The organism is Arthrobacter sp. ISL-28 (assembly GCF_018613875.1).
Lineage (GTDB): Bacteria > Actinomycetota > Actinomycetes > Actinomycetales > Micrococcaceae > Arthrobacter.
Map to the genome: position 1 here is coordinate 175,487 of NZ_JAGGPJ010000005.1, position 24,713 is coordinate 200,199.

Here is a 24,713-nt window from a genome sequence, read left to right on the forward strand (position 1 = left end):
TGGTTTTTGGAAGCCGCACCTCGATAGCATCAGGAGGTGACTTCACAGGTATCGGCACAGGCGGCAGGTAATACTTGGCCGCGGCTCATCTCCGCACTGATAGACGGCAAGAACCTGAATGCGGACAGCACTGCCTGGGCCATGGACGCCATCATGTCCGGCGAAGCCACGCCTGCCCAGATTGCCGGATTCCTCGTTTCGCTGCGGGCAAAGGGCGAGACGGTGGAGGAGATCGCCGGCCTCGTCGAAGCCATGGTTGCCCATGCGAACCCGATCACGATCTCTGGTGAAAAGCTCGATATCGTGGGTACGGGCGGTGACCAGCTGAACACAGTGAACATCTCCACTATGGCGGCGCTCGTCTGTGCCGGTGCGGGTGCCAAGGTCGTCAAACACGGCAACCGGGCCGCATCGTCGTCGTCGGGCTCGGCGGACGTTCTTGAAGCGCTCGGCGTCCGGCTGGACCTCCCGATCCCAGACGTGGCACGCAATGCTGAAGAGGCCGGAATCACCTTCTGCTTTGCCCAGGTGTTCCATCCGTCGTTCCGCCACACAGCTGTTCCCCGCCGGGAACTCGCCATACCCACAGCCTTCAATTTCCTCGGCCCGCTGACCAATCCCGCCAAGGTCCAAGCCTCCGCCGTTGGAGTCGCCAATTCACGGATGGCACCGCTGGTGGCCGGCGTGCTAGCACGACGCGGCAGCCGCGGGCTTGTTTTCCGTGGCAGTGACGGCCTTGACGAACTGACCACCACCGGCCCGTCAACCGTCTGGGAAATCCGCGACGGCGCAGTTACCGAGCAGCTTTTTTCGCCGGCCGATCTCGGCATCCGTCAGGCGACGGTGGAGGAACTCCGCGGCGGAGACGCCCAGGCGAATGCCGCCGTCGTCCGCGAGGTTTTGGCAGGCACCGCGGGCCCGGCACGCGACGCCGTCCTGCTCAACGCCGCCGCCGGCCTTGTGGCCTACGATCTGGAGGCCGAGGGCGCCCTGACCGAACGTATGGGGCGGGCTCTTGCCCGCGCCGCTGAATCCATCGATTCGGGAGCGGCCGCCGCGGTCCTCGACAAGTGGGTCAGCCTGACGCATGCATAAGCGTTAACGCCCCAGCAAGGGGCCGGCACGATGGTGCCGGCCCCTTGCTTTGTGCTGTTTATGATGCAGCGTGCCCGAGGGGGATGACGTGCGGACGTCCATCTGTGGGTTCGCTGATCACATGGGCGTCGAGCCCAAAGACGTCATGGAGGAGCTGCGGCGTGACGACCTCCGCCGGCGTTCCTTGCGCGACAATGCGGCCATCGTTCATGGCGACAATGTGGTCCGAGTAGCGGGCGGCGAGCGAGATGTCGTGGAGAACCATCACGACTGTTCTTTTGTGCTGGCGGTTCAAACGGCGGACGAGTTCCAGGACATCCACCTGATGGGCGAGATCCAGATAGGTGGTGGGTTCATCGAGCAGGAGAATCCCGGTTTCCTGGGCCAGCGTCATCGAGATCCACGCCCGTTGCCGCTGGCCACCGGAGAGGTCCTCGAGCGGCGTGTCCGCAAACTCGGCGATATCCGTGGCCCGGAGCGCGTCCTCAACGACGGTCTGGTCTGCGGGGGAGTACTGCTGATACCACTTTTGCCGGGGGTGTCTGCCCCGGGACACGAGGTCTGCCACGGTCAGTCCGGAGGGTGCGATGGGCGTCTGCGGGAGGATGCTGATCCTGCCGGCAATGTGCCGGGTGGACTGCCTGCGCAGCGGGGTTCCGTCCAGGAAAACGTCGCCGGAACGGGGCGAGAGGAGCCGGCCGAGGCCGCGGAGCAGCGTGGACTTGCCGCAGCCGTTGGGACCGATAATTGAGGTCACTCCCGCAACGGGGACCGTCAGGGACAGGTCGCGGATGATGTCCCGGCCGTCATAGCCCAGGCTGAGGTTCTCCGCCCGCAGCCCTTCATTCCGTTCTTTTGTGATGTTCAACTCAGCCTCCGCTGGTACTTCAGGATCAAGTGGATCAGGAACGGCGCACCCAGCACGGCGGTGGCGACGCCGACTGGTAGCGGCGCGCTGAGTGCGTTGGCCGAAATGGTGTCCGCCAACAGGACGAACACCGCGCCCACGAGCGCTGAAACGCCTACCGGCGGAACGACGTTGGCGGTCAGGGACCGTGCGATCTGAGGGCTGGCCAAGGCGACGAAGACAACCGGACCGGCGGTCACGGTGGCGACCGACGCCAGCAGCACTGCGATGCTCAGAACGGTCAGCCGTACAAGGCCGATGCGCGTTCCGAGGCCGACGGCGGTGTCGTCACCGAGGCTGGTCAGCAGCAACCACCGGCCGCTGAAAACCGCAGCCGCGAGGAGTATTGCTGCGCTGACGGCCATGGGCTGGACCGTGGCCCAGTCCTTGGCGTTGAGCGAGCCTGTCATCCAGGTCAGGGCCTGGGCGGCGCTTGTGACGTCGCCGAGTGTCAGGATCCACGTGGTCAGGCTTGCCGCGAGGCCCGAAATCCCAAGTCCGGCCAGGACCAGCCGATAGCTGTCGAGACCCCGCCGGTAGGCGAGCAGGTAGACTGCCACGCCGGTGACGATGCCGGCGGTGAATGCCGCGACAGGCATGCCCACGGTGGCTGCGAGGCCGCTGAGCCCGGCGTGCCCTCCGCCAGCGATGACCAGGACTGCGACGGCGCCCAGTGATGCTCCCGCGGTCACGCCGAGCAGGTCCGGACTGGCCAGGGGGTTCCGGGCAACGGTCTGGGTGATGGCACCGGCCGCAGCCAGCGAGGCACCGACCACAACTGCGGCCACCATGCGCGGGGCCCGGAACTCGGTGACCGCGAGATGCGTCCGGGCGCTGGAGTCATCGCCAAAGAGTGCACGGAGAACATCCGGATAGGCCAAAGGGGTTCCGCCGAAAGCCACGTGCAAAGCCATCGCCGCTATCAGCGCCGTTGCCAGGAGAAGGGCCACCACGACGAGCCGAAGATTGACACGGAGCGACACGGGACCCAAGCGCAGCGCCCGGATCGCTGCTGTCGGCTGGTTTCCGCTGCGGACGCTCATAGTGTTGCCAGCCTGCGGCGTCGGGCCAGGTGAACGAAGAAGGGTGCACCGACGACGGCAAGGACCACGCCGACCGAGAGCTCGCCCGGGCGGGCTATGACCCGGCCCGCAGTGTCAGCCAGGAGAACGAGGGTCGCTCCCGTCACAGCGGATACGGGGATCAGTGAGCGGTAGTCCGGGCCCGTTAGGGTGCGGGCAATGTGCGGGACCAGCAGCCCGGCGAAGGCAATGGGTCCGGCCAGCGTGACGGCGGAACCGGCCAGGAGGGTGACGGCGGCGATTCCGGCGGCTCGGGCACGGAACACCGAAATCCCCAGCGAGACGGCGCTGTCTTCTCCCAAGGCCAGTGCGTTCAGGGGACGGATGTTGAGCGCGGCCAGCAGGACACCGGCACAAATAAAGGGCCAGATCACCGACAGTGCGTCGCTCTGCCCGGCCAACGAACCTACCTGCCAGAAGCGCAGTGTGTCCAGGGCCTGGTCGTTGAGCAGGACAATTCCGGCCACCAGGCCCGAGCATAGGGCTGTTACCGCTGCCCCTGCCAAGACCAGGGTCACCGGGGTGGAGCCGTGACGGGCGGCCGAGCCTATTGCGAAGACCAGGACGCTGGCGGCCAGGGCGCCGGTGAAAGCCAGGATCGCCTGCGTCAGGGCAGGCGCCTCACCGGCGAGCGCAGTAGCGCTGACTATGGCAAGCGCCGCGCCCTGATTGATACCAAGCAGTCCCGGATCAGCAACCGGATTTCGCGTGTGGCCTTGGACGAGTGTCCCCGCCAGCCCGAGGCAGACACCGGCGCACACTGCCAGGACAGTCCGCGGCCAGCGCAGCTCGCGGATGGTGACGTCCATGACCGTTGCGTCCGGGGTGAATACCGCGTGCCAGACGTCCTGAATGGACGAGGGTTGCCCGCCGATACATATGCTCAGGACGGCCGCGGCCAGCATGGCCGCCACCGACGCCGCAAGCCACTTCAGGGGCGCCCGGCCAGGGTGTCGTCCCCTCCGGGGTGTTTCCGTCCGCGCCGGCACTGCCGGAGCCTGGGTCGGATCCAGTGTCTTCACGTGGTCCTTCTATTACGTCAGTAGATTGTGATCTATTTCCCAAAATCCTGCTACAGTCTACGGCAGACACAGGTAAGCCTTGCCTAATAAGTCGATTTCCCCGTCACATCGTTTGAAAGCGACCCAGTGAAAACACGCATCCTTAAGCAGCTCAGCGCTGCTACCGCCGGCCTCGCGCTGCTGGCGACGGCCGCCTGCGCTTCCCCAGCCGCCTCCAGTGAGAGCACCACCCCCGCAGCTTCCGAGACTGCCGGGTATCCCCTCACCATGGAACACACCATGGGCTCCACGACCATCGAAACGGTCCCGAAGCGAGTCGTCGCGCTGGATCCCAGCTACATCGACGCGGCCCTCCTGCTGGGCGCTGACCTGGTCGGCTACGTGCAGTACCGTCAGGACCCGAAGGCGCCGTTCGCGCCGTACCTCGGTGACGTCGCGGATGCTACGAAAGATTCGGTGAACGTCGGAACCATGGCCGAGCCGAACCTGGAAAAGATCCTTGAGCTGGAGCCGGACCTGATCGTCTCTGCCAAGGTCCGCCATGAAGCGCTCTATCCGCACCTGTCCAAGATCGCACCCACGATTTTCTCCGTCAGCACGGGTCCGACCTGGAAGGAAAATGTCGTCTTCCTCGGCGAGGCCCTGGGCAAGAAGGCCAAGGCAGAAGAACTCGTCAAGGCCTATGAAGAGCGTGCGCAGAAGGTCGGAGCGGCAATTCTGGCGAAGAAGCCTGAGGCCACCTACTCCCTGATCCGGTTCACTGGCGGAGATACTGCCCGCCTGTACTCCTCCAAGTCCTTCATTGGCGAAATCATGGCCGACATGCGTATTCCCCGGCCGAAGGACGCTCCGGACAGCAAAGAGGAAATTTTCGTGCCGCTGTCGGCTGAGCAGATCCTTCAGGGAGATGCCGGCCTGGTCATGGTCAGTGCCTTCACCCCGGCTGGTGAAGAAGGTGACAAGGCTCGCGCTCAGCAGGAAAAGTTCCAGTCAAACCCACTCTGGAAGCGGCTGAAGGGCGAGGTACTCCCCGTTGACGACGCGACCTTCCTTGCCTCCGTCAGCATTCAGGGTGCCCATGCCGTCATCACTGATCTGGCCAAGCACTTTGGCGTGGACCCCCACCTGCCATAACAGTTCCGGAGGCGGCGGACCACGCCAGGAGCACAGCATCCTGTGGCCGCCGCCTCCGCCGTCAAAGGCGGTTCACCGCCACTCGGACTCCAGCGAAAGGCACGAGCATTGAAAGAGGCAGAATCCAGCCCCGCACATCCGCTGCGGGTGTTCGACGTGGCCGTCCGCCGCGTCGCGGAGCTCACCCCCAATTTCCGGCGCATCACCTTCGCAGGTGCTGACCTGGACTCGTTCGGGGTTCCGGGGGCGTCTCTGGATCTGAGGATCAAGCTGCTGCTGCCCGTTCCCATGCATCCGGTATCCCGGCCGGGGTTGCCGGGCGGGCAACTTTACGAGGGCTGGTATCAGGACTGGCTCCGGATCGACCCGTCGGAACGGGGCTGGCTGCGCAGCTACACTGTTCGAGCCTTGCGCGCCACCGCCCAAGGCCGGGAGCTGGACATTGACTTCGTCATGCACTCCGACTCCGCCGGCCACGGCGCGCCAGGCTCGGATTGGGCGCGGGCCGCCGCACCTGGGATGCGTGCAGTCATTATCGGCCCTGATGCGAACGCCATCACCCGCGCGACCCTGCCGAGCGAGACAGGGATCAGATGGGACCCGCAAGGTGCCCGCCATGTTCTTCTGGCCGGGGATGAAACCGCTGTCCCGGCAATCGGCGCTATCCTCGAAGCCCTGCCGGCCGATGTCACAGGTATGGCGTTCGTGGAGGTCCCTGACAGCAGGGACTTTCAGGACATCAGGACCGAATCCGACGTGAGCGTCACATGGCTGGCACGGACTACAGTGAATGCTCCCCGCGGCCGGTTGCTCTGCGACACTGTCCGCCGGGCGGTCTCTGGCCCTTCACCGTTCCAGGCAACGGCGGCTGCCGCCAGTACCACGGAAATGTACGCCTGGGTGGCCGCGGAAGCAGGCACTGTCAAAGAACTTCGCCAATACCTCGTGCATCATCTGGGAGTAGACCCCAGACGATCCGAGCTCAGAGCTTACTGGAGCCAGGGCAAAGCCGGATCCGGGAGCAACGGCATTCCGATCCAGCAGGAGGCCCGTCCGCAGCAGCTAAGCCCGTCACTCTCCGGATAGACCTTCCCCCCTTTGATGACCACTGTGGCTCCGCGGATCCTGGATCGGCGGAAAACGGGAAGAATTAAGTCACACAATTGGGTCTTTTTGATCAGTCCCGGCACGCCTACCGTAGACACAGGAGCGGCCCGACCCGGGCAGCCGAGCCGAGGAGGATCTTTCCATGACAACGCATGTCGCAGACTGCAGCGTAACCAACTGTTCCTTCAACGACCACACTCAATGCAACGCGGCGGCCATCACCGTCAGCGGTGCCGAAAACCATGCCCACTGCGCCACGTTCATCGACACCGGAAGCCACGGCGGACTGCCCAAGGTCCTGGCCGACGTAGGGGCCTGCCAGCGCTCCGAGTGCATCCACAACGACCACCTGATGTGCCAAGCGCCGGAAGTGCATGTGGGCCCGGGCGCGGACAACGCTGATTGCCTCACTTACTCCCACCGGTAGAGCCGGACGCGCCGCTCAGGTAACAGGAACGCGGACACTGGGCCGGCGCTCCAGGAACGAAAGGCCCCCAGCAGGAGATTTCTCCAGCTGGGGGCCTTTCGCAAGGCCCGTGACTACTCCTCGAAGCCCAGCGCAAAGGCTGCGTCGAGGTCGTGTTGGGAATATGCACGGAAGGCGATATGCGTCGTCGTGTGCACCACGGCCGGGACCTTAGAGAGCTTGTCCGCGATGACGTCCGCAAGGTCTTCGTGCTGTGACACACGGGCCACGGCAATGAGGTCCCACTCTCCGGTAACGGAGTAGACCTCGCTGATGCCCTGGATGGCGGAAATTTCCTCGGCAGTTTCGGGGATTCGCGAGGCGTCTGTCTTAATCAGGACGAATGCGGTGATCACTGGTAACCCTTCCGGATCTGTTGTGCCGTGACAGTGCCCGGCGGCTGCGTGCTGTGGTGCCAGCCTAGTACATCAGCCCCGGCGCCGTGATCGCCGCAACCGCAGAAATCCGGCCACGAGCAGACGGTAGCCGAGCAGGAAAACGGCCAGGCTGATCAGGGCAACGATGACGAACGGCAGCACCACTGTCTGGCCTGTCACTGCCCGCAGCACCATACCGATGCCCACTGTGCCAAGCCAGACGGCCACACCGGCCGGCCAGACTGCCAGCGGCATTCGCCAGACCCGGAAAAGGAGCCAGGTAAGGGCAGCGCCCGCGAGGAAGGGCCACGCCGTCAGGATGACGCCCGTGATGACGTTCCCGCGGGCATGGGCGTCACGGCCGATAGCGGCAAACGTCATGATGAGCAGCGCATCCACTGCCGCCGCGGACGTGACGATGGCGGGAGCGGAACGCCCGGTGCTGGTCAGGTCTTCTCTGGAACGCATGCCTTCGAGCCTAGCTGTTGTCCGCTGGTGTTGCCTCGCCACGGCCGATCCGCGACGATGGCTGACAGATGATGAAGGCTGGCAGCTGCAGTAACCACTTATCGAGGGGGATCAGTGAGGCTCATCCAGATCGCACAGCGCGCCCAGGACCTTGACCGGGCGGCTCAGTTTTATTCTGCCTTGCTCGGCACTGCGCCGCAGGCGGTTTTCGACCCTCCCGGATTGCTGTTTTTCAACCTGGGCGGTGTGCGCCTCCTGCTTGAGAGGGGAGCGCCGTCATCGCTGATCTACCTGGGCGTTCCCGATGTCCGTGTGCTGGTCGGGGAGTTGGAGGACAGCGGCGTGGAGGTGGTCGAGGCCCCGCACGTGATTTTCAGCCACGCGGACTCAAGATTGGGCCCGGAGGGAACCGATGAATGGATGGCGTTCATCAGGGACAGTGAGGGCAACACGGTGGGTCTCGTCAGTCAGTTGCCGGGTGGCGGACTGCCCGCCACGGGAGCGACGGAGTAGGCAGCCGGGCCGAAGCGACCTGGCCGAAGGCTGTTGTCACTGCACGCTCCCGGGCTACGCTCGAGCCGGGATAGACCACGGCCAATGGCGGATCCGCCACAGGACTGCAGGGAGAAGGAAGCAGCATGCAAAAGATCACAGCTTGTCTATGGTTCAACAACCAGGCGGAAGAAGCGGCCCAGTACTACGTCTCCGTTTTCGACAATGCAAAGGTCAACAGCATTTCGCGTTTCGGTGCAGGCGGCCCGGGCCCTGAGGGGCAGGCCATCGTTGTTGAGTTCGACATTGCGGGCCAGACATTCCAGGCGCTGAACGGGGGACTGGCGTCCTCGTTCACCGAGGCTGTCTCCTTCATGATCGACTGTGCCTCCCAGGACGAAGTGGACCGCTACTGGAACGCTCTGACTGACGGCGGGGACGAGGGGCAATGCGGCTGGCTCAAAGACAGGTACGGGGTCTCGTGGCAGATTGTTCCGTCCGTGCTCAGCCGGCTCATCGCCGGACCCGACGCCGCCGGATCCCAGCGCGCCATGCAGGCAATGCTGGGCATGCGGAAGCTGGACATCGCCGAGCTTCAGAGCGCCTACGACGGCCGCTAGTCCGGCTGGGTGCCCTCAGCCGCCAAGCCGGTATGTCTTGAAACCAGGACGGGACACTTGGCATGGTGGAGAACGGCATGCGCCGTCGATCCTATCGTTCCCCGAATGAGCCCCTGACCCCGGCTTCCGACCACTACAAGGCTGGCGTCCCCGGCCGCTTTGAGCAGGCCGCGAGGAACGGAGGAGTCCTCGACGAGTTTGCCACTGATCTCCAGGCCGGGCGCTTCGGCCCGGGCAGCTTGCACCGCTCCATCGAGCAGCTCGGTGGCTGCGTTCAGTGCTTCGCCCGCAGCAAAGCCGGGTTTGCCGACACTGAAGTGGAGCCGCCGAACATGAATCACCACCACGGACACGCCGGCGACGGAGGCAAGCGTGCAGGCGTCTGTCAGGGCCGCGCTGTGGCCGTAATGTTCGATTCCGACGACGACGGGAGCCCCGGGGTTGTCATCAGACCTGACCACGGCCACCGGGCAGTTCGCGGTGGCGGCCAGCTCCAGGCTGACCGACCCCACGACCAGTCCCATGAAGCCGCCGATGCCCCGGCTGCCGACCACCAGCATCGTGGCCCCCGCTGCCGCGGTCCGCAGGTGTTCTGCGGGCCAGCCGTACAGCAGGCTGGTCCGGATCTTCACCTGTGGGGCTGCAGAGGTGGCATGATCAACGCCTTCAGCGAGGACGGCCTCCGCGTAATGCTGGAGTCCGCTGTCCGCGACGCCCTCAACGGGCCCCAGGTCATGAGTGAGAAGGGGCCACAGTGAGCAGTGCACTACGTGAAGCTCACAGTGGCGCAGATCAGCCTGGTGTGCGGCCCAGCGGACTGCCCTGCCGGCTTCGACCGACCCGTCGTAGCCAACCACGATGCTTTCAGCGCTGCTCATCGTCTGCTCCCTCATCAAAGGCCCGGGACTCGGAAGCCGGCTTCACCGAGAGCCCGGGCGGCAGTTCCGTCCCATGGGCGATCAGTACGGAGCATTTTGCATGCTCGGACATAGCGGCACTGACAGAGCCAAGCAGAAGGCCTTCAAATCCTCCATGACCGCGGCTTCCCAGGACGAGGAGTTGGGCACGCCGGCTCTCCTCCACGAGCACCTTGGCGGCCGGCCCCTGCCTTATCACCACGTCAACCTCGACGGCGGGCGTTGGGCCCAAGGCTTTGGCGACAGCCTGCTGGCACATTTTGCGTGCTTCCTCGTCAGGGTTCCAGACCACGGGTTCAAAGGTTCCAAAGGCGATGTGGAACTGCCAGGCCGCCACGGCGACAACTCGGGCCGACAATACGGGGGCGAGGGCGGCTGCCCAGCGCAAGGCAAGGATTGATGCAGGACTGCCGTCGACTCCGACGACGATTGAGGCTTCCGCGTGACCCTCAGACGCGTTCATGATGCTGAGCGTACACCTTCCTGGACACCGTGAGGACGGCTGCAACAGCCCGGTACAGCGCGGCTGCGCACTGACCTGACCGCCGCCAACACGACATATTCGGGCCACCCGCGCTTCTCATTTTTCATGCGCCGCCGACCGGCCCTCCCGCACAACGCTGAAGGGCCGCTTGCTCGTGATCCGACGTCGTAATCCTGATCTGCGGTAGTAAGCACTTGACTCGTCAGCGCTATGGTGTAGGTTGCAGTCCCGACAGCTAAACCAAACGCGCCAAAGAAAGAGAATCACCTAAGTGGCAACTGATTACGACGAAGTACGTTCCGACGTCAAGGAATCCCAGGACAACTCCCTGGAGGCGCTGCAGTCCGCCAATGCACCGGATGCCCGCAGCGTTGTCCGTGAGCTGGATGAGACCGACGCTTTGGACGATGCCGTCATTCCGGGCGGGGAGTTCGTCGCGGAGGAACTGGTCGTTCAGGTCGTGCCCCAGGCCGAGGACGAGTTCACCTGCTACTCGTGTTTCCTGGTCCGACACCGCTCGCAAATCGCGCGAGAAAAGAACGGCCACGCCTACTGCATTGAATGTGAAGGCTGAGTCGCTACGGCATAGCCCGCGATAGGCCGAACCTTGCAGTGCCTTTCCCAGGTTTTGTGAAGGTCTTTCCGTCCGTGTTCCCATGCGGCAGGGCCAGGATCGATGAATGAGGCTTTGGAGAAGAACCATTGCACCCGGACTGGCAGCTCTTGCAGTCGTTCTTTTAGGCGCGGCGGACGCGTCCGGGGTTGATCAGATGGCAAACATCAAGACACTGAATTCGACCTCGGTCACCACGCCTGCTGTAGCTGCAGAGGGCCAACTGCCGCTTCGTCACCTTGTCGTGCGGGGTCTTGCCGCAGGTTCACTCCCCGGCGGCTTTCCCTACGATGAACCCCGCGAAGAAAAGTACGACGAGAACTATCAGGAAACACTGCATCAGCACAGCACTCCGGCTTAACGCCCGCGTGGATAATGGCCGGTCAAGGCGTGTTCATCTCATGGGGCTGGGTGTCGCGGAGGGCAAGGGCTGCCTGGACGAGCGCGGCATGAGTCAGGGCCTGGGGAAAGTTTCCCAGGAAAGCGCCTGTGGCCGGATCGATTTCTTCGCTGTAGAGCCCGAGCAGGCTGGCTTTGCCGAGGAGGGCTTCGAAGAGGGCGGTGGCTTCGGTGCGCCTTCCGGTGCGGGCGAGGGCCTGAGCGAGCCAGAATGAGCAGGGCAGAAACGCCCCTTCGGTTCCGGGCAGTCCGTCGCGGCCGGGCGGGTAGCGGTAGAGGAGTGGGAAGCCGGCGGACAGCCGCTCCTGAACGGCATCCACCGTTCCTGTTACACGGTCGGAGCCGGTCTCTTCGAGGCCGATGACGGGCAGCACAAGCAGAGCGGCGTCCAGATCTGAGGATCCGTAGGTGCGGGTATAGGTGTTCCTGGCGGGGTCAAAGCCCTTGGACCTGATCTCGGCGGCGAGATTGTACCTGGCCTTTTGCCACTGCTGTCGACGGCGTTCGCGGAGGTAGTGGGTTTCTCCGATGCGGAGCGCCCGGTCGAGGGCCAGCCAGCCCATCATTTTGGAGTGCACATGCTGGGCGGCGTCGTCACGGATTTCCCAAATTCCCGCGTCGGGATCCTGCCAACGCCGGGCCACTAGGTCGGCGAACCCGCGCATGGCCCGCCATGTCTCCGAGTAGAGTCGGTGTCCGCTCTGCACGAGGACCCAGGCGGCGTCCAGGACCCATCCATAGCCGTCAAGCTGGTGCTGGCCCGCGGCGCCGTTGCCGGTGCGGACCGGTGTGCTCCCGGCATATCCCGGCCAGCCGCGGAGCGTCCGCTCAGCAGGCACATGTCCTCCGGCAAGGGTCAGCATTGCCGGCAGACGAGGCCGTTCGAGTCTGCTGGCATGCAGCAGCCAACCGAGGAATTGTCTTGCTTCAGCGGATTTGCCTGCAGCGAGGAAGGAGCCGACGCCGATGCTGGCATCCCGCGGCCAGGCGTATCTGTAGTCCCAGTTGCGTATCCCGCCGGGATCCTCGGGCAGGGACGTGGTGGGTGCTGCCACCGGGGCACCGGAGGGGGAGTACGTCAGGAGCCGGAGGGTCAGCAGGCTCCGCAGGACCGGTTCCCGGAAGGGAATCCGTTCGTCGACGTCGTCCGTCCAGTCCCGCCAGCGGGCCTCATCAGCTTCGACGAGGTTCCAGGCTGTGGCCGGGTCGAGGTGAATGAGTGGTTCGCCATAGGCAATGGCGAGCACGAGTGTGACAGGGCGGCCGGGGCTGACGGTCAGGTACGTCCGACGGCCTGGTTCCAGCTCCAGCGCGGGGCTGCAGCCGAGAGACATAGCCAGCGGACCCCATTCGCAGACCAGGTTACGCCCGCGGCGGACGCGTGGGGGGCGGTGCTGTTCGCCCAGCCTGGGGTCAAAGCCGATGACCGCGGGCACGGGTAACCCTTCCGCCGTGAGACGTCTGATGAGAACTGTGGTGGGCAGCAGCTTGCCGGCGACTTCGGCTACCATCGCTTCGGTCAGGATGAGGCGGCCTTCGCCCGATGACCATACGGTTTCCAGAGTTGTGCTGTGGTGGCGGTAGCGGCGTGTGACCCGTCGTGCCGGCAGGGCCGGTCCGGCCAGAAAGGTTCCGGCGCCGGCTCCGCCAAGGAGCGCGCCGAAGACCGGCTCGCCGTCGAATGCTGGGGCGCAGAGCCAGTCAACCGAACCGTCCGCGGAGACAAGGGCGGCGGTGCGAGTGTCGCCGAGCAGGCCGTAATCGGCGATGGGTGAGGGCGGCCACGGCTGGTTGCTGCTGGGGGCAGCTCTGGCCGGGTCCGGTTTTTCGATGGGGTTTTGGTGCCGGGCTTTCATGGCACCCTGAGGAGCAGCCCGAGGACCGTCCCGTAGATGAGATGGGCGAGGACCGCGATGGCCGGTGTCTGGATGCCGTAATTCAGGCCGAGCAGTCCCGGGGGTTCCAGCACCGCCCTGTTGGCAGGTCCTGCCCTGGTCGATGCCATCCGGGGGTGAACGCCTGGCAGCAGGGGGAGGATCACCGTCAGCGCTACCGCCACGTGCAGAAGCCCCAGCAGCGCGCCGATCCACCAGGTTGCCGTGCCAAGGAGCGCGAACGTTGCCGCGTACCCCAGGGCGAAAACCTGGCCGGCGGCAAGATGAATGAAAAAGCCCGCGACCCGTGCCCGATCAGGATCCGGGGTTAGCAGCGTGCCGAGCACGAGGGGCAGGTCCAGACGCGTCCAGCCGGCCATTTGGGCCGCGATCATCACAACCGTCAGGGCTCCCGTGGCCAGCAGACCGAACAAGGCCCAACCTTGCCAGTCCATTGAGTTGCCTCCGCATCTGCAGGACAGGTTGTACAACACCCGTTCTAAAGATAGATATCTTGAATTTAGAACCCGCCGACAGAACAGTCAAGGCCTCCCATCTTGGGAGGAGCGGCGAAAATCTTGGGAGGAGCGGCGAAACGGTTCGCCTGCAGATGTCTGGATCGGAGGCGGCAGGGCGCGTATTCTGGTGTCACATCGGACGGGATGTGAGCTGGAATCATGGCAAGAACGCGCCTGTCGTGGCCAATGCGCAGGCTCCTGGTGAGGATGTTCGGGTTCGTCATCCTCAGCAGCATCTGCGGCGTCCTCGTGGCAGCCTACCTCGTCCCGCAGCTCGCCCTCGCGGGCACCGCCGCCAGCAGGTCGCTCACTTTTTTCAACAGCCTTCCGAGCGAACTGGCGGTCGAGCCTCCGGCGCAGACCACGAAGATGCTGACGGCGGACGGAAAGACGATCGCCACATTCTATGCGGAAAACCGCGTGCGGATCCCTCTCCGACAGATGTCCCCGTACATCAAGGATGCGGTCGTGGCGATCGAGGACAGCCGTTTCTACGAGCACGGGGGGATTGATCCCCTGGGCGTCCTCCGGGCACTGACCACCAACATCACTGAAGGGGAGCGGCAGGGGGCGTCCACCATCACCCAGCAGTTCGTGACCAATGTGGCCAACGAAGCAAAGATCTCCGCCGGACGTGAAGAGCAGGTGATCCTCAGTGGGCAAAAGAACATCGGGGACAAGCTCCGCGAAATGCGGCTCGCGATCGAGCTGGAAAAGAAATTCACGAAGGACAGGATCCTGGAAGGCTATCTCAACATCGTCTTCTTCAACCGCAACGCCTACGGCATCGAAGCAGCTGCCCAGTACTACTACAGCGTTCCTGCGAGCAAACTCACCCTGCCCCAAGCCGCACTGCTGGCCGGGCTTGTCAACAGCCCCAGCGTCTACGACCCGGTGACCAATCGGGAGAACTCCATTCAGCGCCGCAATCAGGTCCTTGGCGCCATGCTCGAACAGGGCAAGATCACGCAAAAACAGCACGACGACGCGGTGGCCGCCGACGTGGGATTGAAAATCCGGCCCTCCAAACAGGGCTGCGCCGGGGCCCTGATGGCGCCCTACTTCTGCGACTACGTCGCTCAGCTGATCCTGACCAACCCCGCCTACGGGGCAGACATTGAAGCGCGCGAGCAGAAGCTGCGCCGCGGGGGGCTGACCATCACCACGACCCTCGACAGCCGCCTGCAGGCCGCGGCCCAGGCCCAGGTGAACGCGACGGCCGGGGCGAATCCAACCAAATGGGGCGCATCCCTGGTCACCATCCAGCCTGGTACCGGCAGGATCCTCTCGATGGCGCAGAATACGGTGTTCCTGGCCCAGAAGGGGAAGTTCGACACGCAGCTGAACTTCAACGTGGATTCCCAGGACGCCAATGGCAATGACCTTAACGGCGCCGGCGGCTTCCAGCCGGGTTCCACCATGAAGCCCTTCACCTTCGCGCAATGGCTCAACGAGGGCAAGAAGATCACACAGGTCGTGGACGCGTCCCGACGGGAGTACCCGCTCGGATTCAAGTGGCGGTCCTCCTGTGGGAAGGTCCTCGGCGCCTACAGCAGCAAGCAGCGCAGTGCGGGACTCGAAGCCTCCGAGGATCTGCAGAACAACTCGGGAGAGTTCTACCGGAAGATGCCCGCCGACTATGGGCTGTACAACTCCATCAACACCGCGACCTTTGCCGAAGCTGCCCAGCTCGACTTCTGCGGAATCCAGAAAATGGTCGACGCAGTGGGCATCCACAGCGGGCTGGACGGCTCCCGGGTCAACATGCACCAGCTGGGCAATATCCTGGGCGGCACGGCTGTGGCCCCGCTTCAGATGGCCAACGCCTTCGCTACATTCGCCGCGGACGGCCGCTTCTGCGAGCCGCTTGCCATTCTGCGGGTGAACGATATCGCAAAGCGGACGCTTCCCGCCCAGAAGCCCAGCTGCAAGGCCACGGTGGACCGGGAAGTGGCCCGCGGCGTTAATTCGGTGCTTCAGGATACGATGAAGAAGGGCTCCGGCGTCCACATCAAGCCCAAGATCAAGAGCGGCATACCCATTGCGGCCAAGACGGGTACGAACAACAGCAACGGCGCCACCTGGGTGGTGGGCTACACGACCGGGCTGGCCACGGCGTCCTTCTTCGGCGACACGCTGGAGGGACAGAAGCGGCCCGGCAGGAACCTCACCATCAACGGAAGGTTCTACGACCGTATCGACGGCTACATGCTCGCCGGACCGCAGTGGTCGATTTACATGAACAAGGTGGTCGGACTCTACCCGACAAAGCCGTTCCCTAAGCCGCCGGCTTCAATGATCGGCAAGCGGGCAGACTAGGGACGGCGTTGAAGGGACGTTGAAAGGGACGCCCTGGCTTGGGTGCCCTCAGAGGCTTGGCCTACGTTACGCCGCCCTCCGCTTCTGCTCCTTATGACGCGGCAACTTATGGCGCGGCAGCGCGGTTACGGAAGATCCCGCCGTCGGCCTGGTGCCGGCTGCGATGACGCCGTGCGCCGTAACGGTACTGTCGCCGTGGAGATGGACCCCGTCGTCGATCTGGGCGCCCGCCCCAATGCGTGAGTGGCTGCCGATGTGAACGCTGTTGCCGACGGTTGCTCCTTGACCGACGTAGACAGCGTCTCCGATGAAGACATCATTGCCGATGCGGGCCCGGCGGTCGATCCAGCTGCCGGCACCGATGCGGCATCCGGACCCGACCCACGCCCCGGCCTCCACATAGGTGGTTGAACTGATGAATGACGTGTCGTCAGCCTTCGCGCCCCGTCCGATAAGCCCGCCACCGTTGGCGTGCCTATGGTAGGTGATGACGTTCCCGGCGTCGTCTTCTACTGATTCGATGGTGTTACTCATTCCCTTCCTGTTCGTGTCCGGCCAGCGATTCCAGACACCTGAATTAACGCGCATGGGACGCCAAGCATTCCCGTGCTGGCGCGGGTGAACCGCCAGAAGTACGTCGACAGCGCGTGTCCGGCGCGCCGAGAGGTCCTCCTGACAGGGGAATGCCGCGGCGTGCTGTAGGTTGCTTTGCGGTCAGGCAACCAACCCCGGAAAAGAGATCATGCACGCGGCAAACGACTATGACGACGCGGATCCAGGCATAGATGATGCGCGGTAGTCCATGCTTCGTCTGAAGCGCCTCGCAGTGTTCTACCTCTTCGCCGTCTGCGTCATAACGGGGCTCTCGTTCTGGGCACTCCACGTGTCCGGCGCGGCGATGCGCGGTGCCCAGCCCCCGCCGCCGCAATCGGAGGCGAAACTCGGGGTGCTGTCAACCGACAGCACCCCGGCGGTGAACATCACCAAGAGCATAATTGACGCACAGTGGCTCATCCGGACTGCGGCCCGGACCGGCATACCGGCCCGGGCCCTCCTGGCTTACGCGGCTGCAGCGGATATGGCTAACGCCGAGGCCCCGACCTGCCGGATCGGCTGGAACACGGTGGCAGCCATCGGCTTCATCGAGTCCGCCCACGGAAGCCACGGTGGGGGAACTCTGACGGCTACTGGGCAGGCGAGCCGGCCGATTATCGGCCCCAGCCTCAACGGCGACGGTTTCGCCGCCATTCCCGACACGGACGCCGGCGCTCTGGACGGTGATGCACTTTGGGATCACGCCCTCGGACCAATGCAGTTCATTCCCTCCACGTGGCAGCTGGCCGGGCGGGACGGGAATGGCGACGGAGAAGCCGACCCCCTTAATATCGACGATGCCGCCCGCAGTGCCGCATCCTACCTGTGCTTGGGCGGCCGTGACCTTGCGACCGCCCGCGGATGGTCCGACGCAGTATTCTCCTACAACCAGTCGGATTCCTATGTGGACCAGGTGCGGGACCAGGCCAACGCCTACGCCGCACAGGCGGGCCCTGCCGGCTGACCGCCATCATGAGGCTGGCGCGTCATGGTGGCGACCAGGTCAGGCTCGAGAGGGCGGCGCCGGAGCTAGAAACTGTCGATGGAGGTTCCTGCTGCAGGGTGGGCGTACTTGGGTTTACGTGAGCCGAAGCGGCTCGCGACCAGCGTCCAGGTGACGGATTGGCCCTCGTTCGGAGGCATGATGCTCCCCTCGGAAATAAAGTGCGATTCTGCGTCCCGGCTGGCAGGCACCCACCATCCATTGAGGGGGCAGTGTTCACCGGTTTTCGCCTCGCGGGCTTTGGAGGAGTACTTGCTGTGGACGTGCTTGTGGGGGATACGCTTCTTCATCACTGCTTCGATTCTGCGGTTGTCTTTGAGCTAAATCCGTGTGGTCTTTTTGGCATCCCGCGTCATCAGCCCCGCAGAAACGCCTCCTGCACCTGTGGTGAGAAGGGCCAGCCCCGCGCCAAGGACCAGCGTGGATGTGGCGGAGACAGCGAACGCAACGCCTGCCGTTACGAGCAGCAGCATCGTTGAAAGGTAGATACGGAACATGCTGGCCTTTCGGGTGTGAAGTCTGGGAGGCGCGCCGCATTGCTAACGGCGGGGCGTGTGCCTGTTTAAGGGGTTGCTGAAAGCCGGGTCCGTACAAAGCCATGGCAGTGGACGGACCCGGCCGGTCCGGTTCGCTTAGAGGAGTGCGTCGGAGAGGTGGTCCGGAGTGCCGAACCGGTGCGCCGTGATGGAGACTGCTTGTTCGCGGAGGAAGGTCAGCAGTTCGACGCGGCTGGCGGCGACGACGTCGTTGGCGTAGATGGCCACGTCCGGCTTGCCACCTGCGGCCTCCGCTGTTGCCGCGGCCGGGGCGCCGAGCAGGCGGATGCGGACACCGGATTCCGGTCCGGTCTTGGCCGCGTACCGCTGGACCCGGGCGGCCCAGGCTGCGGCGTTCTCGACAACCATGACCACGCCGGAGTCCCGGAGCACTTTAGCGACGGCATCGGTGAGTGGCTCGGTGGTGCTGACTGTCAGGGCATTGAGCTCCGGGCGTCCATCCCAGGCGGACACTCCGGCTGAGACAACGCGGAGCAGTTCGGCCATGCCGTGCCCTGAGGTGGCCCCTTCGTACCGGATGGTTACCGGTACGGGCCTGTAGCGGAAGACATTCCGCTCGGCCTGGAGCCCGGAGACGTCCCGGGCAGCACCGTATTCCATAGCCCACGCCTGGGCGTCCGCGACCAATGCCGATTCGAGCCAGGTGACATCTGCTGCAGTGATGGACCCTGCGCCGGCTATGTCCACGGCCGCTGTCAGGATGTGGCGGGCGGGTCCGGAGATCGGGGCCTTGGGAGTTGCCTGGATGGGGGCGTCCTTCCAGGCTCCGAGGCCGACAAGGTAGTTGGGCCCGCCGGCCTTGGTACCGGCGCCGACGGCGGACTTCTTCCAGCCGCCGAAGGGCTGACGCCGCACGATCGCACCGGTGATGCCGCGGTTGATGTAGAGGTTGCCGGCCTGGACGTTCTCCAGCCAGTACTTCAGCTCGCCCGGGTCCAGGGAGTGCAGCCCGGAAGTCAGGCCGTAGTCGATGTCGTTGACGATATTGACAGCTTCTTCCAGAGTCTCGGCGGTCATGACCCCCAGGATCGGTCCGAAGTATTCGGTCTTGTGGTACTCGCTGCCGCGCCCGACGCCGGCACGGACACCGGGGCTCCAGAGCTTGCCGCTGTCATCAAGCTTGCGCGGTTCGAGCACCCAGGACTCTCCCTCACCGAGGGTGGTGAGCCCGCGGAGCAGCTTCCCGTTGGCCGGTTCGATGACCGGTCCCATCTGGGTTTGCGGGTCTACGGGGTATCCGACTTTCAGCGACCGCGCTGCGTCGACCATCTGTTGGTTGAAGCGACGCGACGTCGCGACGGAGCCGACGAGGATGACCAGCGAGGATGCGGAGCATTTCTGCCCGGCGTGCCCGAAAGCAGACTGCACAACGTCGCGGGCGGCGAGGTCGAGGTCGGCACTGGGGGTGACGATGATGGCGTTCTTGCCGCTGGTCTCGGCAAGCAGGGGCAGGTCCTTGCGGAAGGAGCGGAACAGTTCGGCCGTCTCGTACCCGCCGGTCAGGATCAGCCTGTCCACGGCGGGGTGGGACACCAGCGCTGTGCCCAGGTCCCGCGTGGCCACCTGCACGTACTGCAGCACGTCGCGATCGATGCCGGCCTCGTCGAGGGCTTCCCAGAGCGCTTCAACCATGACGGCGCCGCAGCGGCGTGCCTGCCGCGCCGGCTTGATCACGACGGCGGAGCCGGCGGCCAGGGCGGCGAGGACAGATCCGGCCGGGATGGCGACCGGGAAGTTCCACGGGGGAGTGACAACGGTCAGCTTCGAGGGGACGAACTGTGCGCCGTCGACATTGTCCAGTTCCTTGGCAAGTTCGGCGTAGTAGTGCGCGAAGTCGATGGCTTCGGACACTTCCGGGTCGCCCTGGTCCAGGGTCTTGCCGCATTCGGATGCCATGACTTCCAGCAGTTCGGCCCTGCGGGCCTCCAGCCGCACGCCGGCACGGTGCAGCACCGCGGCCCGCTCTGCCCCGGTCAGGGCACCCCAGGCTGTGCCGCGGGTGACTGCCGTGTCGATGACAGTTTCCAATTCGTTCCGGGTGCCGAGCTCGTGGGCGTCGGCGGTGGCCTGCCCGAGCGTTGAGGACGGAACACGGTCGAGGATGGCCCGGCCCCAGGCGCGGTTGGCGGGAAGATCAGGATCGGTGTCAGGGGTGTTGGCGAAGCTCGCCGTGGGCCCGCCATGGCCTATCCCGCCGATTTCCAGGCCCGCCCGGGATGTCGCTTCTGCCAATGCGGTCTCGGCGTTGAAGCGGCTGCGGTCCTGAACGCGGTTGGGTCCGGGGACGTCGTCGGTGAGGGCTGCCAGGGAGGCCAGGAAGCGCTGCTTCTCGCGTTCGAACAGGGCTTCGTTTTTGTCGAGCTCGAAGACGGCGGACATGAAGTTTTCCTGGCTGGCGCCTTCCTCGAGGCGGCGGATGAGGTAGGCGATGGCAACATCGAACTCGCCCGGATGCACGACCGGGGTGTAGAGCAGCAGGGATCCGACGTCGCGTTTGACGGCTTCGGCCTGACCGGTGGCCATGCCAAGCAGCATCTCGAATTCGATTCCCGAGGTGATCCCTCGGGCTTTGCCCAGCAGGTGGGCAAGGGCCACATCGAACAGGTTGTGTCCGGCCACGCCGATACGCACGTTGCCGATTCTTTCGGGCGTCAGGGAGTAGTCGAGAACGGCTTTGTAGGAGGTGTCGGAGTCCTGCTTGGTGCCCCAGGTCGCCAGCGGCCAGCCGTGCAGGTCCGCGTCGACCAGCTCCATGGGCAGGTTGGCGCCCTTGACGACGCGGACCTTGATCGGGGCCCCGCCGTTTGCGGTGCGGGCCGCCGCCCATTCCTGCAGCCCGATCATGGCGCTCAAGGCGTCGGGCAGGTACGCCTGCAGGACGATTCCGGCTTCAAGAGTGCGGAATTCGGGCATCTCGAGCAGGCGGGTGAAGACCGCAATCGTCAGGTCGAGGTCCTTATATTCCTCCATGTCCAGGTTGATGAACTTGCGGGGGGAGGAGGAGGCGGCGAGCTGGTACAGCGGGGCGAGCTTTTCCACAATATGGCCGACCGCTTCGTCAAACGCCCAGTGGTTGTGCGGGGCGACGGTCGAGGAGACCTTGATGGAGACGTAGTCAACGTCCTCACGGGCCAGCAGCTTCCTGGTGCCTTTGAGCCTGCGCGATGCTTCACCTTCGCCGAGGATGGCCTCGCCGAGGAGGTTTATGTTCAGCCGGATCCCGTCCTTCTTGATTTTGGCAATCGAACGGCCGAGCCTGTCGTCGGTTGCATCCACGATCAGGTGGCTGACCATTTCCCGCAGCACTTTGCGGGCAATCGGGATCACGACGCCCGGCAGAACAGGGGCGAGGGAACCGCCGACGGCGACGGCGGATTTCATGTACCAGGGCAGGAACGCAGGGACCTTCGGTGCCAGGGCGTTCAGCTTCCTTGCTGCGACCGCCTTGTCCTCGGGGCGGACAACGCCATCGACGAAGCCGACGGTGAAGTCCAGGCCTTGCGGGTCTTTCAGCACCCCGGCCAGCTGGGCAGCGGCGGCATCGACGGGGACTTTTGCGCCCTCGGCCAGCCAGCGGCGGACCAGCGCGACGACATCGTCGGCCAGGTCAGCAGGCTGGACCAGCTTCGCGCTGGTCGCGGCGGTTGCGGTCATGGGTGTACTCCTCAAGGGTGATTTTCAGTGTGCCGGCCAGCGGCCCGGCTCTATCGATTCGAGCGTGACAGCGGTGGGATATCAGTGGCCGGATGGGCCTGCGTCCCAGTATGTATCGGCGGAAGCATTAAGCAAAAGCGATGTTTTCCGCACAATACACTTCACGAATAACGATGAATCTAATCCTTGGTACGGTGAACCCTGTCACTTGCGACAGGCTTTGCAGAGCTGCGCTGTGCCTCGCCGGCGTGGGGTCGCCGGTTCACGGTTGGTGGCCCGTGCCGCGCCGCAGGCGACCGCGGGGATGTTGCTTTCGTTGCTTCGTTGCTTCGTTGCTTCGTTGGATCCAGGTTCAGGTCAGGAAGCTGTCTGTTGCCGCCAGAGCCTCGTCCAGGATGGCCAGGCCCGCGGCGGCGTCGGAGTCGTTCATGTTGAGGGGAGGGGCGACATGGATGCGGTTGCCCTGGATCAGGGGTAACAAGCCCCGGTCCAGGCACGCCTTAGCGAAGGAGATCATCGGCGCGTTCGGCGCACCAGTGGCTCCTGTCGGCACGAGCGACTCTTTGGTCAGCCGGTCGCGGACCAGTTCGACGGTCCAGAGGCCGCCAATGCCGCGAACGTCGCCGACGGACTCGTGCTTCTCGGCCATCTGCCTGAGCCCTGGCCCCAGAAGGTCCGTGCCGAGGCGGGCCGCTGCCGCGACTGTGTCCTCCTCGTGCATCGCGTTGATGGCGCCGACGGCTGCTGCGCAGGCGAGCGGGTGGCCGCTATACGTCAAACCCGCCGGGTAGGGGCGTTTGGTGAACATCTCGTAGATCGCGTCGCCAACCAGCACGCCGCCCAGCGGCACATACCCGGAGTTCACGCCCTTCGCGAAAACCAACAGGTCGGGGGCCACGCCATCGTGGTCGACGCCGAACCAAGCTCCGGTGCGGCCGAAACCGACCATCACCTCGTCGGCGATGTAGACGATGCCGTGGCGGTCGCACAGGTCGCGGACCCCACGCAGGTAGCCGGGCGGTGGCACGATGACGCCCGAGCTGCCGATCACCGATTCCAGGACCAGGGAGGCGATCGTCGAAGGCCCTTCCAGGAGGATCACCTGCTCGAGATGAGCGAGCGCCCGTTCGCACTCTTCCTCCAGGCTGCTCGACCCGAACGCCGACCGGTACAGGAAAGGTCCGAAGAAGTGGACGGCGCCCGCCGCGCCAGTGTCCGAGGCCCAGCGGCGAGGATCGCCGGTGAGGTGGATCGACGTCGTTGTCGAGCCATGGTACGAGCGGTAAGCGGCAAGCACCTTCGGTCGACCTGTGTAAAGGCGTGCCATCCGAACCGCATGCTCGATGGCCTCCGTTCCACCATTGGTGAACAGCACGTGCCCGAGGCGCTCCGGGGCGACCTCCACAATCAGCCGCGCGGCCTCGCCCCGGACATCGGACGCGTGGCCGGGTGCCAGCGTGCACAGACGGTCGGCCTGCTCCTTGATCGCAGCGACGATGCGCGGATGTTGGTGACCAAGGTTGGTGAACACCAGCTGCGAGCTGAAGTCCAGGTAGCGCCGTCCGCTGACGTCGAAGACGTAGCTACCGGAGCCGCCGACCAACATGGGCACGTCGCGCGGCCCCTGAACAACCCAGGGGTGGAAGACCAGTTCGTCGAGATTCATGACAACCTCCGTTGCTTCAGTGCCCGACTATTCACCTTTACTGCCTCACCTTGGCACCGTCACCCAGCCGCGTCCATAGCGCTTGCACCACTCCGCTCCAGCAAAAGCCGATAGCCGCCCACAGGCGGTACCCGGCCATTCCCGTCCCGCGGTTGTTCTGCCTAGGCTCGTGTCTCACTTCCAAGGAAGTGGGATTGCTGACCGGTCAGGAACCAACGACGCTAGGTCAGGATGAAAATGTCCGGGTCCCACGAGTGGCAGTGCCCGCGTAGACCACGGGGAGCCCGGCAGGAAGTTGTGATTCTCGCACCCTTAGCCGTGTTTTTTCTTCCTGTTCTTGCGGTGCGGCTGAATGCGCTGGTTTTTGTGCTCGACGACGGCGGGAGCCACCTCGGCCCCTTTCCGTTTGCTTCCCGGGTTAGACGTGACCGGAAGCCCTTTCGCGGCGCGCCGCTCGGCGAGGGCTTTGGCAGCCGGGGAGCCCGGCGTGGGCATGCGGCGGATCACGAAGAACTGCTGACCCATGGTCCACAGGTTGGTGATGGTCCAGTAAATGAGGACGCCGATGGGGAAGTTGATGCCGCCGACGCCGAAGACGATGGGCAGGATGTAGAGCATCATTTTTTGCTGGCGCATGAACGGGCTGGCCATGGCTTCTTCAGACATGTTCTTGGCCATGATCTGCTTCTGGGTGATGAACTGCGTGGCCGTCATCGCCAGGATCATCACGATGGTCAGGACCGTAACTGCCATATTTCCGTCGCTGTACAGCAGTGCCGCAGTCAGTGGCGCGCCGAGGATACTGGAGGCATCGAACTGCAGCACCTGTTCGTGGCTCATGGCGCCGATGCCCTCGCCGCGCTGCCTGGCAGTGCTGATGCCGGCGAGCACCGTAAAGAGCGCGAAGAAGAACGGCATCTGAACAAGCAGGGGGAGGCAGGCCGAGAACGGGTTGGTGCCGTGCGTTTTGTACAGGGCCATCTGTTCCTGCGTCATGGCCTGGCGGGACAGTTGGTCTTTTTTCCCCTTGTACTTGTCCTGCAGTTTCTTCAGGTCCGGCTGCAGGAGCTGCATCCCGCGCTGCGCCTTGATCTGCTTGACGAACACGGGGATCAGCGCGGCACGGATCACCAGCACCAGCCCGATGATGGACAGCGTCCAGGTCCAGCCGCTGGCCTCGGGCAGTCCAAGACGGCTCAGGCCTTCATGGAAGCCGACCATGATGACCGAGACCAGCCACTGGAACGGGAACATTATTGTTCCGAAGAAGTCCATACGACATACCCCGTGAGAAGAAATTCTGGCGATCTGGCTAGTCGTGAGACTACAGGTCTAAAGCCTGTCT

At 64.5% G+C, this 24,713-nt stretch carries 24 protein-coding genes and 1 pseudogene; 10 read left to right on the forward strand and 15 right to left on the reverse strand.

Annotated elements, in window-relative coordinates:
• Positions 1-36: 36 nt before the first annotated feature.
• Positions 37-1,095 (forward strand): anthranilate phosphoribosyltransferase, encoded by a 1,059-nt coding sequence (trpD, locus tag J7E80_RS03620; RefSeq protein WP_215050110.1) that lies wholly within the window; start codon positions 37-39, stop codon positions 1,093-1,095.
• Between the two features lie 58 nt (positions 1,096-1,153).
• Here trpD and J7E80_RS03625 read toward each other — a convergent pair whose 3' ends face one another.
• The 3 genes from J7E80_RS03625 to J7E80_RS03635 are packed head-to-tail and all read right to left on the reverse strand — an operon-like array spanning position 1,154 to position 4,106.
• A complete protein-coding gene (locus tag J7E80_RS03625) occupies positions 1,154-1,963 on the reverse strand; it encodes an ABC transporter ATP-binding protein (RefSeq protein WP_215050111.1) in 810 nt (269 codons plus the stop codon).
• Positions 1,960-3,045, reverse strand: a complete 1,086-nt coding sequence (locus tag J7E80_RS03630) for an iron chelate uptake ABC transporter family permease subunit (RefSeq protein WP_251036392.1) — start codon at positions 3,043-3,045, stop codon at positions 1,960-1,962. Before J7E80_RS03630 ends, J7E80_RS03625 begins: the two co-directional genes overlap by 4 nt.
• Positions 3,042-4,106, reverse strand: a complete 1,065-nt coding sequence (locus J7E80_RS03635) for an iron ABC transporter permease (RefSeq protein WP_215050112.1) — start codon at positions 4,104-4,106, stop codon at positions 3,042-3,044. The genes J7E80_RS03630 and J7E80_RS03635 overlap by 4 nt, the downstream gene beginning before the upstream one ends.
• Positions 4,107-4,232: 126 nt before the next feature.
• Here J7E80_RS03635 and J7E80_RS03640 point away from each other — a divergent pair, with 126 nt between their 5' ends.
• The 3 genes from J7E80_RS03640 (at position 4,233) to J7E80_RS03650 (ending at position 6,774) form a co-directional block, all read left to right on the forward strand.
• Entirely contained in the window at positions 4,233-5,240 is a 1,008-nt protein-coding gene (locus tag J7E80_RS03640) for an ABC transporter substrate-binding protein (protein WP_215050113.1), read from the forward strand.
• Between the two features lie 108 nt (positions 5,241-5,348).
• A complete protein-coding gene (locus tag J7E80_RS03645; RefSeq protein WP_215050114.1) occupies positions 5,349-6,326 on the forward strand; it encodes a siderophore-interacting protein in 978 nt (325 codons plus the stop codon).
• Between the two features lie 163 nt (positions 6,327-6,489).
• Entirely contained in the window at positions 6,490-6,774 is a 285-nt protein-coding gene (locus J7E80_RS03650) for a DUF1540 domain-containing protein (RefSeq protein ID WP_215050115.1), read from the forward strand.
• Between the two features lie 113 nt (positions 6,775-6,887).
• Here the strand turns inward: J7E80_RS03650 and J7E80_RS03655 are convergent, their stop codons facing one another.
• On the reverse strand, positions 6,888-7,169 hold the full coding sequence (locus J7E80_RS03655; RefSeq protein WP_215050116.1) for an Lrp/AsnC family transcriptional regulator: 282 nt from the start codon (positions 7,167-7,169) through the stop codon (positions 6,888-6,890).
• A 72-nt stretch (positions 7,170-7,241) separates the two neighbouring features.
• On the reverse strand, positions 7,242-7,658 hold the full coding sequence (locus J7E80_RS03660; RefSeq protein WP_215050117.1) for a DUF3054 domain-containing protein: 417 nt from the start codon (positions 7,656-7,658) through the stop codon (positions 7,242-7,244).
• 114 nt (positions 7,659-7,772) lie between these two features.
• Between J7E80_RS03660 and J7E80_RS03665 the strand changes: the two genes are divergently transcribed.
• Positions 7,773-8,171: a VOC family protein gene (locus J7E80_RS03665; RefSeq protein WP_215050118.1), complete on the forward strand. Its 399-nt coding sequence runs from the start codon at positions 7,773-7,775 to the stop codon at positions 8,169-8,171.
• 125 nt (positions 8,172-8,296) lie between these two features.
• Positions 8,297-8,770, forward strand: coding sequence for a VOC family protein (locus J7E80_RS03670; RefSeq protein ID WP_215050119.1), 474 nt, complete (start codon positions 8,297-8,299; stop codon positions 8,768-8,770).
• Here the strand turns inward: J7E80_RS03670 and J7E80_RS03675 are convergent.
• Both J7E80_RS03675 and J7E80_RS03680 read right to left on the reverse strand, forming a co-directional pair.
• On the reverse strand, positions 8,767-9,648 hold the full coding sequence (locus J7E80_RS03675; protein ID WP_215050120.1) for a universal stress protein: 882 nt from the start codon (positions 9,646-9,648) through the stop codon (positions 8,767-8,769). The genes J7E80_RS03670 and J7E80_RS03675 overlap by 4 nt on opposite strands.
• Complete coding sequence (locus tag J7E80_RS03680) at positions 9,635-10,150, reverse strand: universal stress protein (RefSeq protein WP_215050121.1); 516 nt, start codon at positions 10,148-10,150, stop codon at positions 9,635-9,637. The genes J7E80_RS03675 and J7E80_RS03680 overlap by 14 nt, the downstream gene beginning before the upstream one ends.
• Positions 10,151-10,442: 292 nt before the next feature.
• Here J7E80_RS03680 and J7E80_RS03685 point away from each other — a divergent pair, with 292 nt between their 5' ends.
• Both J7E80_RS03685 and J7E80_RS03690 read left to right on the forward strand, forming a co-directional pair.
• Entirely contained in the window at positions 10,443-10,745 is a 303-nt protein-coding gene (locus J7E80_RS03685; RefSeq protein ID WP_215050122.1) for a DUF4193 domain-containing protein, read from the forward strand.
• 106 nt (positions 10,746-10,851) lie between these two features.
• Positions 10,852-11,145, forward strand: a complete 294-nt coding sequence (locus tag J7E80_RS03690; protein ID WP_215050123.1) for a hypothetical protein — start codon at positions 10,852-10,854, stop codon at positions 11,143-11,145.
• 22 nt (positions 11,146-11,167) lie between these two features.
• On the opposite strand, the gene J7E80_RS03695 is transcribed toward J7E80_RS03690, so the two are convergent.
• Positions 11,168-13,039, reverse strand: a complete 1,872-nt coding sequence (locus J7E80_RS03695; protein WP_215050124.1) for a glycoside hydrolase family 15 protein — start codon at positions 13,037-13,039, stop codon at positions 11,168-11,170.
• Entirely contained in the window at positions 13,036-13,512 is a 477-nt protein-coding gene (locus J7E80_RS03700) for a hypothetical protein (protein ID WP_215050125.1), read from the reverse strand. Before J7E80_RS03700 ends, J7E80_RS03695 begins: the two co-directional genes overlap by 4 nt.
• Positions 13,513-13,734: 222 nt before the next feature.
• On the opposite strand from J7E80_RS03700, the gene J7E80_RS03705 reads away from it, so the two are divergent.
• Positions 13,735-15,894 (forward strand): transglycosylase domain-containing protein, encoded by a 2,160-nt coding sequence (locus J7E80_RS03705; RefSeq protein ID WP_251036393.1) that lies wholly within the window; start codon positions 13,735-13,737, stop codon positions 15,892-15,894.
• Positions 15,895-15,960: 66 nt separating this feature from the next.
• Here J7E80_RS03705 and J7E80_RS03710 read toward each other — a convergent pair whose 3' ends face one another.
• On the reverse strand, positions 15,961-16,428 hold the full coding sequence (locus J7E80_RS03710) for a DapH/DapD/GlmU-related protein (RefSeq protein ID WP_215050126.1): 468 nt from the start codon (positions 16,426-16,428) through the stop codon (positions 15,961-15,963).
• Between the two features lie 268 nt (positions 16,429-16,696).
• Between J7E80_RS03710 and J7E80_RS03715 the strand changes: the two genes are divergently transcribed.
• A complete protein-coding gene (locus tag J7E80_RS03715; RefSeq protein ID WP_215050127.1) occupies positions 16,697-17,452 on the forward strand; it encodes a lytic transglycosylase domain-containing protein in 756 nt (251 codons plus the stop codon).
• A gap of 65 nt (positions 17,453-17,517) precedes the next feature.
• On the opposite strand, the gene J7E80_RS03720 is transcribed toward J7E80_RS03715, so the two are convergent.
• The 5 genes and pseudogenes from J7E80_RS03720 to yidC form a co-directional block, all read right to left on the reverse strand.
• Entirely contained in the window at positions 17,518-17,781 is a 264-nt protein-coding gene (locus tag J7E80_RS03720; RefSeq protein WP_215050128.1) for a hypothetical protein, read from the reverse strand.
• 30 nt (positions 17,782-17,811) lie between these two features.
• Complete coding sequence (locus J7E80_RS03725) at positions 17,812-17,988, reverse strand: hypothetical protein (RefSeq protein WP_215050129.1); 177 nt, start codon at positions 17,986-17,988, stop codon at positions 17,812-17,814.
• A gap of 135 nt (positions 17,989-18,123) precedes the next feature.
• The gene (locus J7E80_RS03730) at positions 18,124-21,702 is read right to left on the reverse strand and encodes a bifunctional proline dehydrogenase/L-glutamate gamma-semialdehyde dehydrogenase (RefSeq protein ID WP_215050130.1); all 3,579 of its coding nucleotides are present in this window, start codon (positions 21,700-21,702) and stop codon (positions 18,124-18,126) included.
• A gap of 352 nt (positions 21,703-22,054) precedes the next feature.
• A pseudogene (locus tag J7E80_RS03735) lies at positions 22,055-23,380 on the reverse strand (aspartate aminotransferase family protein); the annotation flags it as partial.
• A gap of 300 nt (positions 23,381-23,680) precedes the next feature.
• Positions 23,681-24,643: a membrane protein insertase YidC gene (gene yidC, locus J7E80_RS03740; RefSeq protein ID WP_215050132.1), complete on the reverse strand. Its 963-nt coding sequence runs from the start codon at positions 24,641-24,643 to the stop codon at positions 23,681-23,683.
• Positions 24,644-24,713 lie beyond the last annotated feature (70 nt).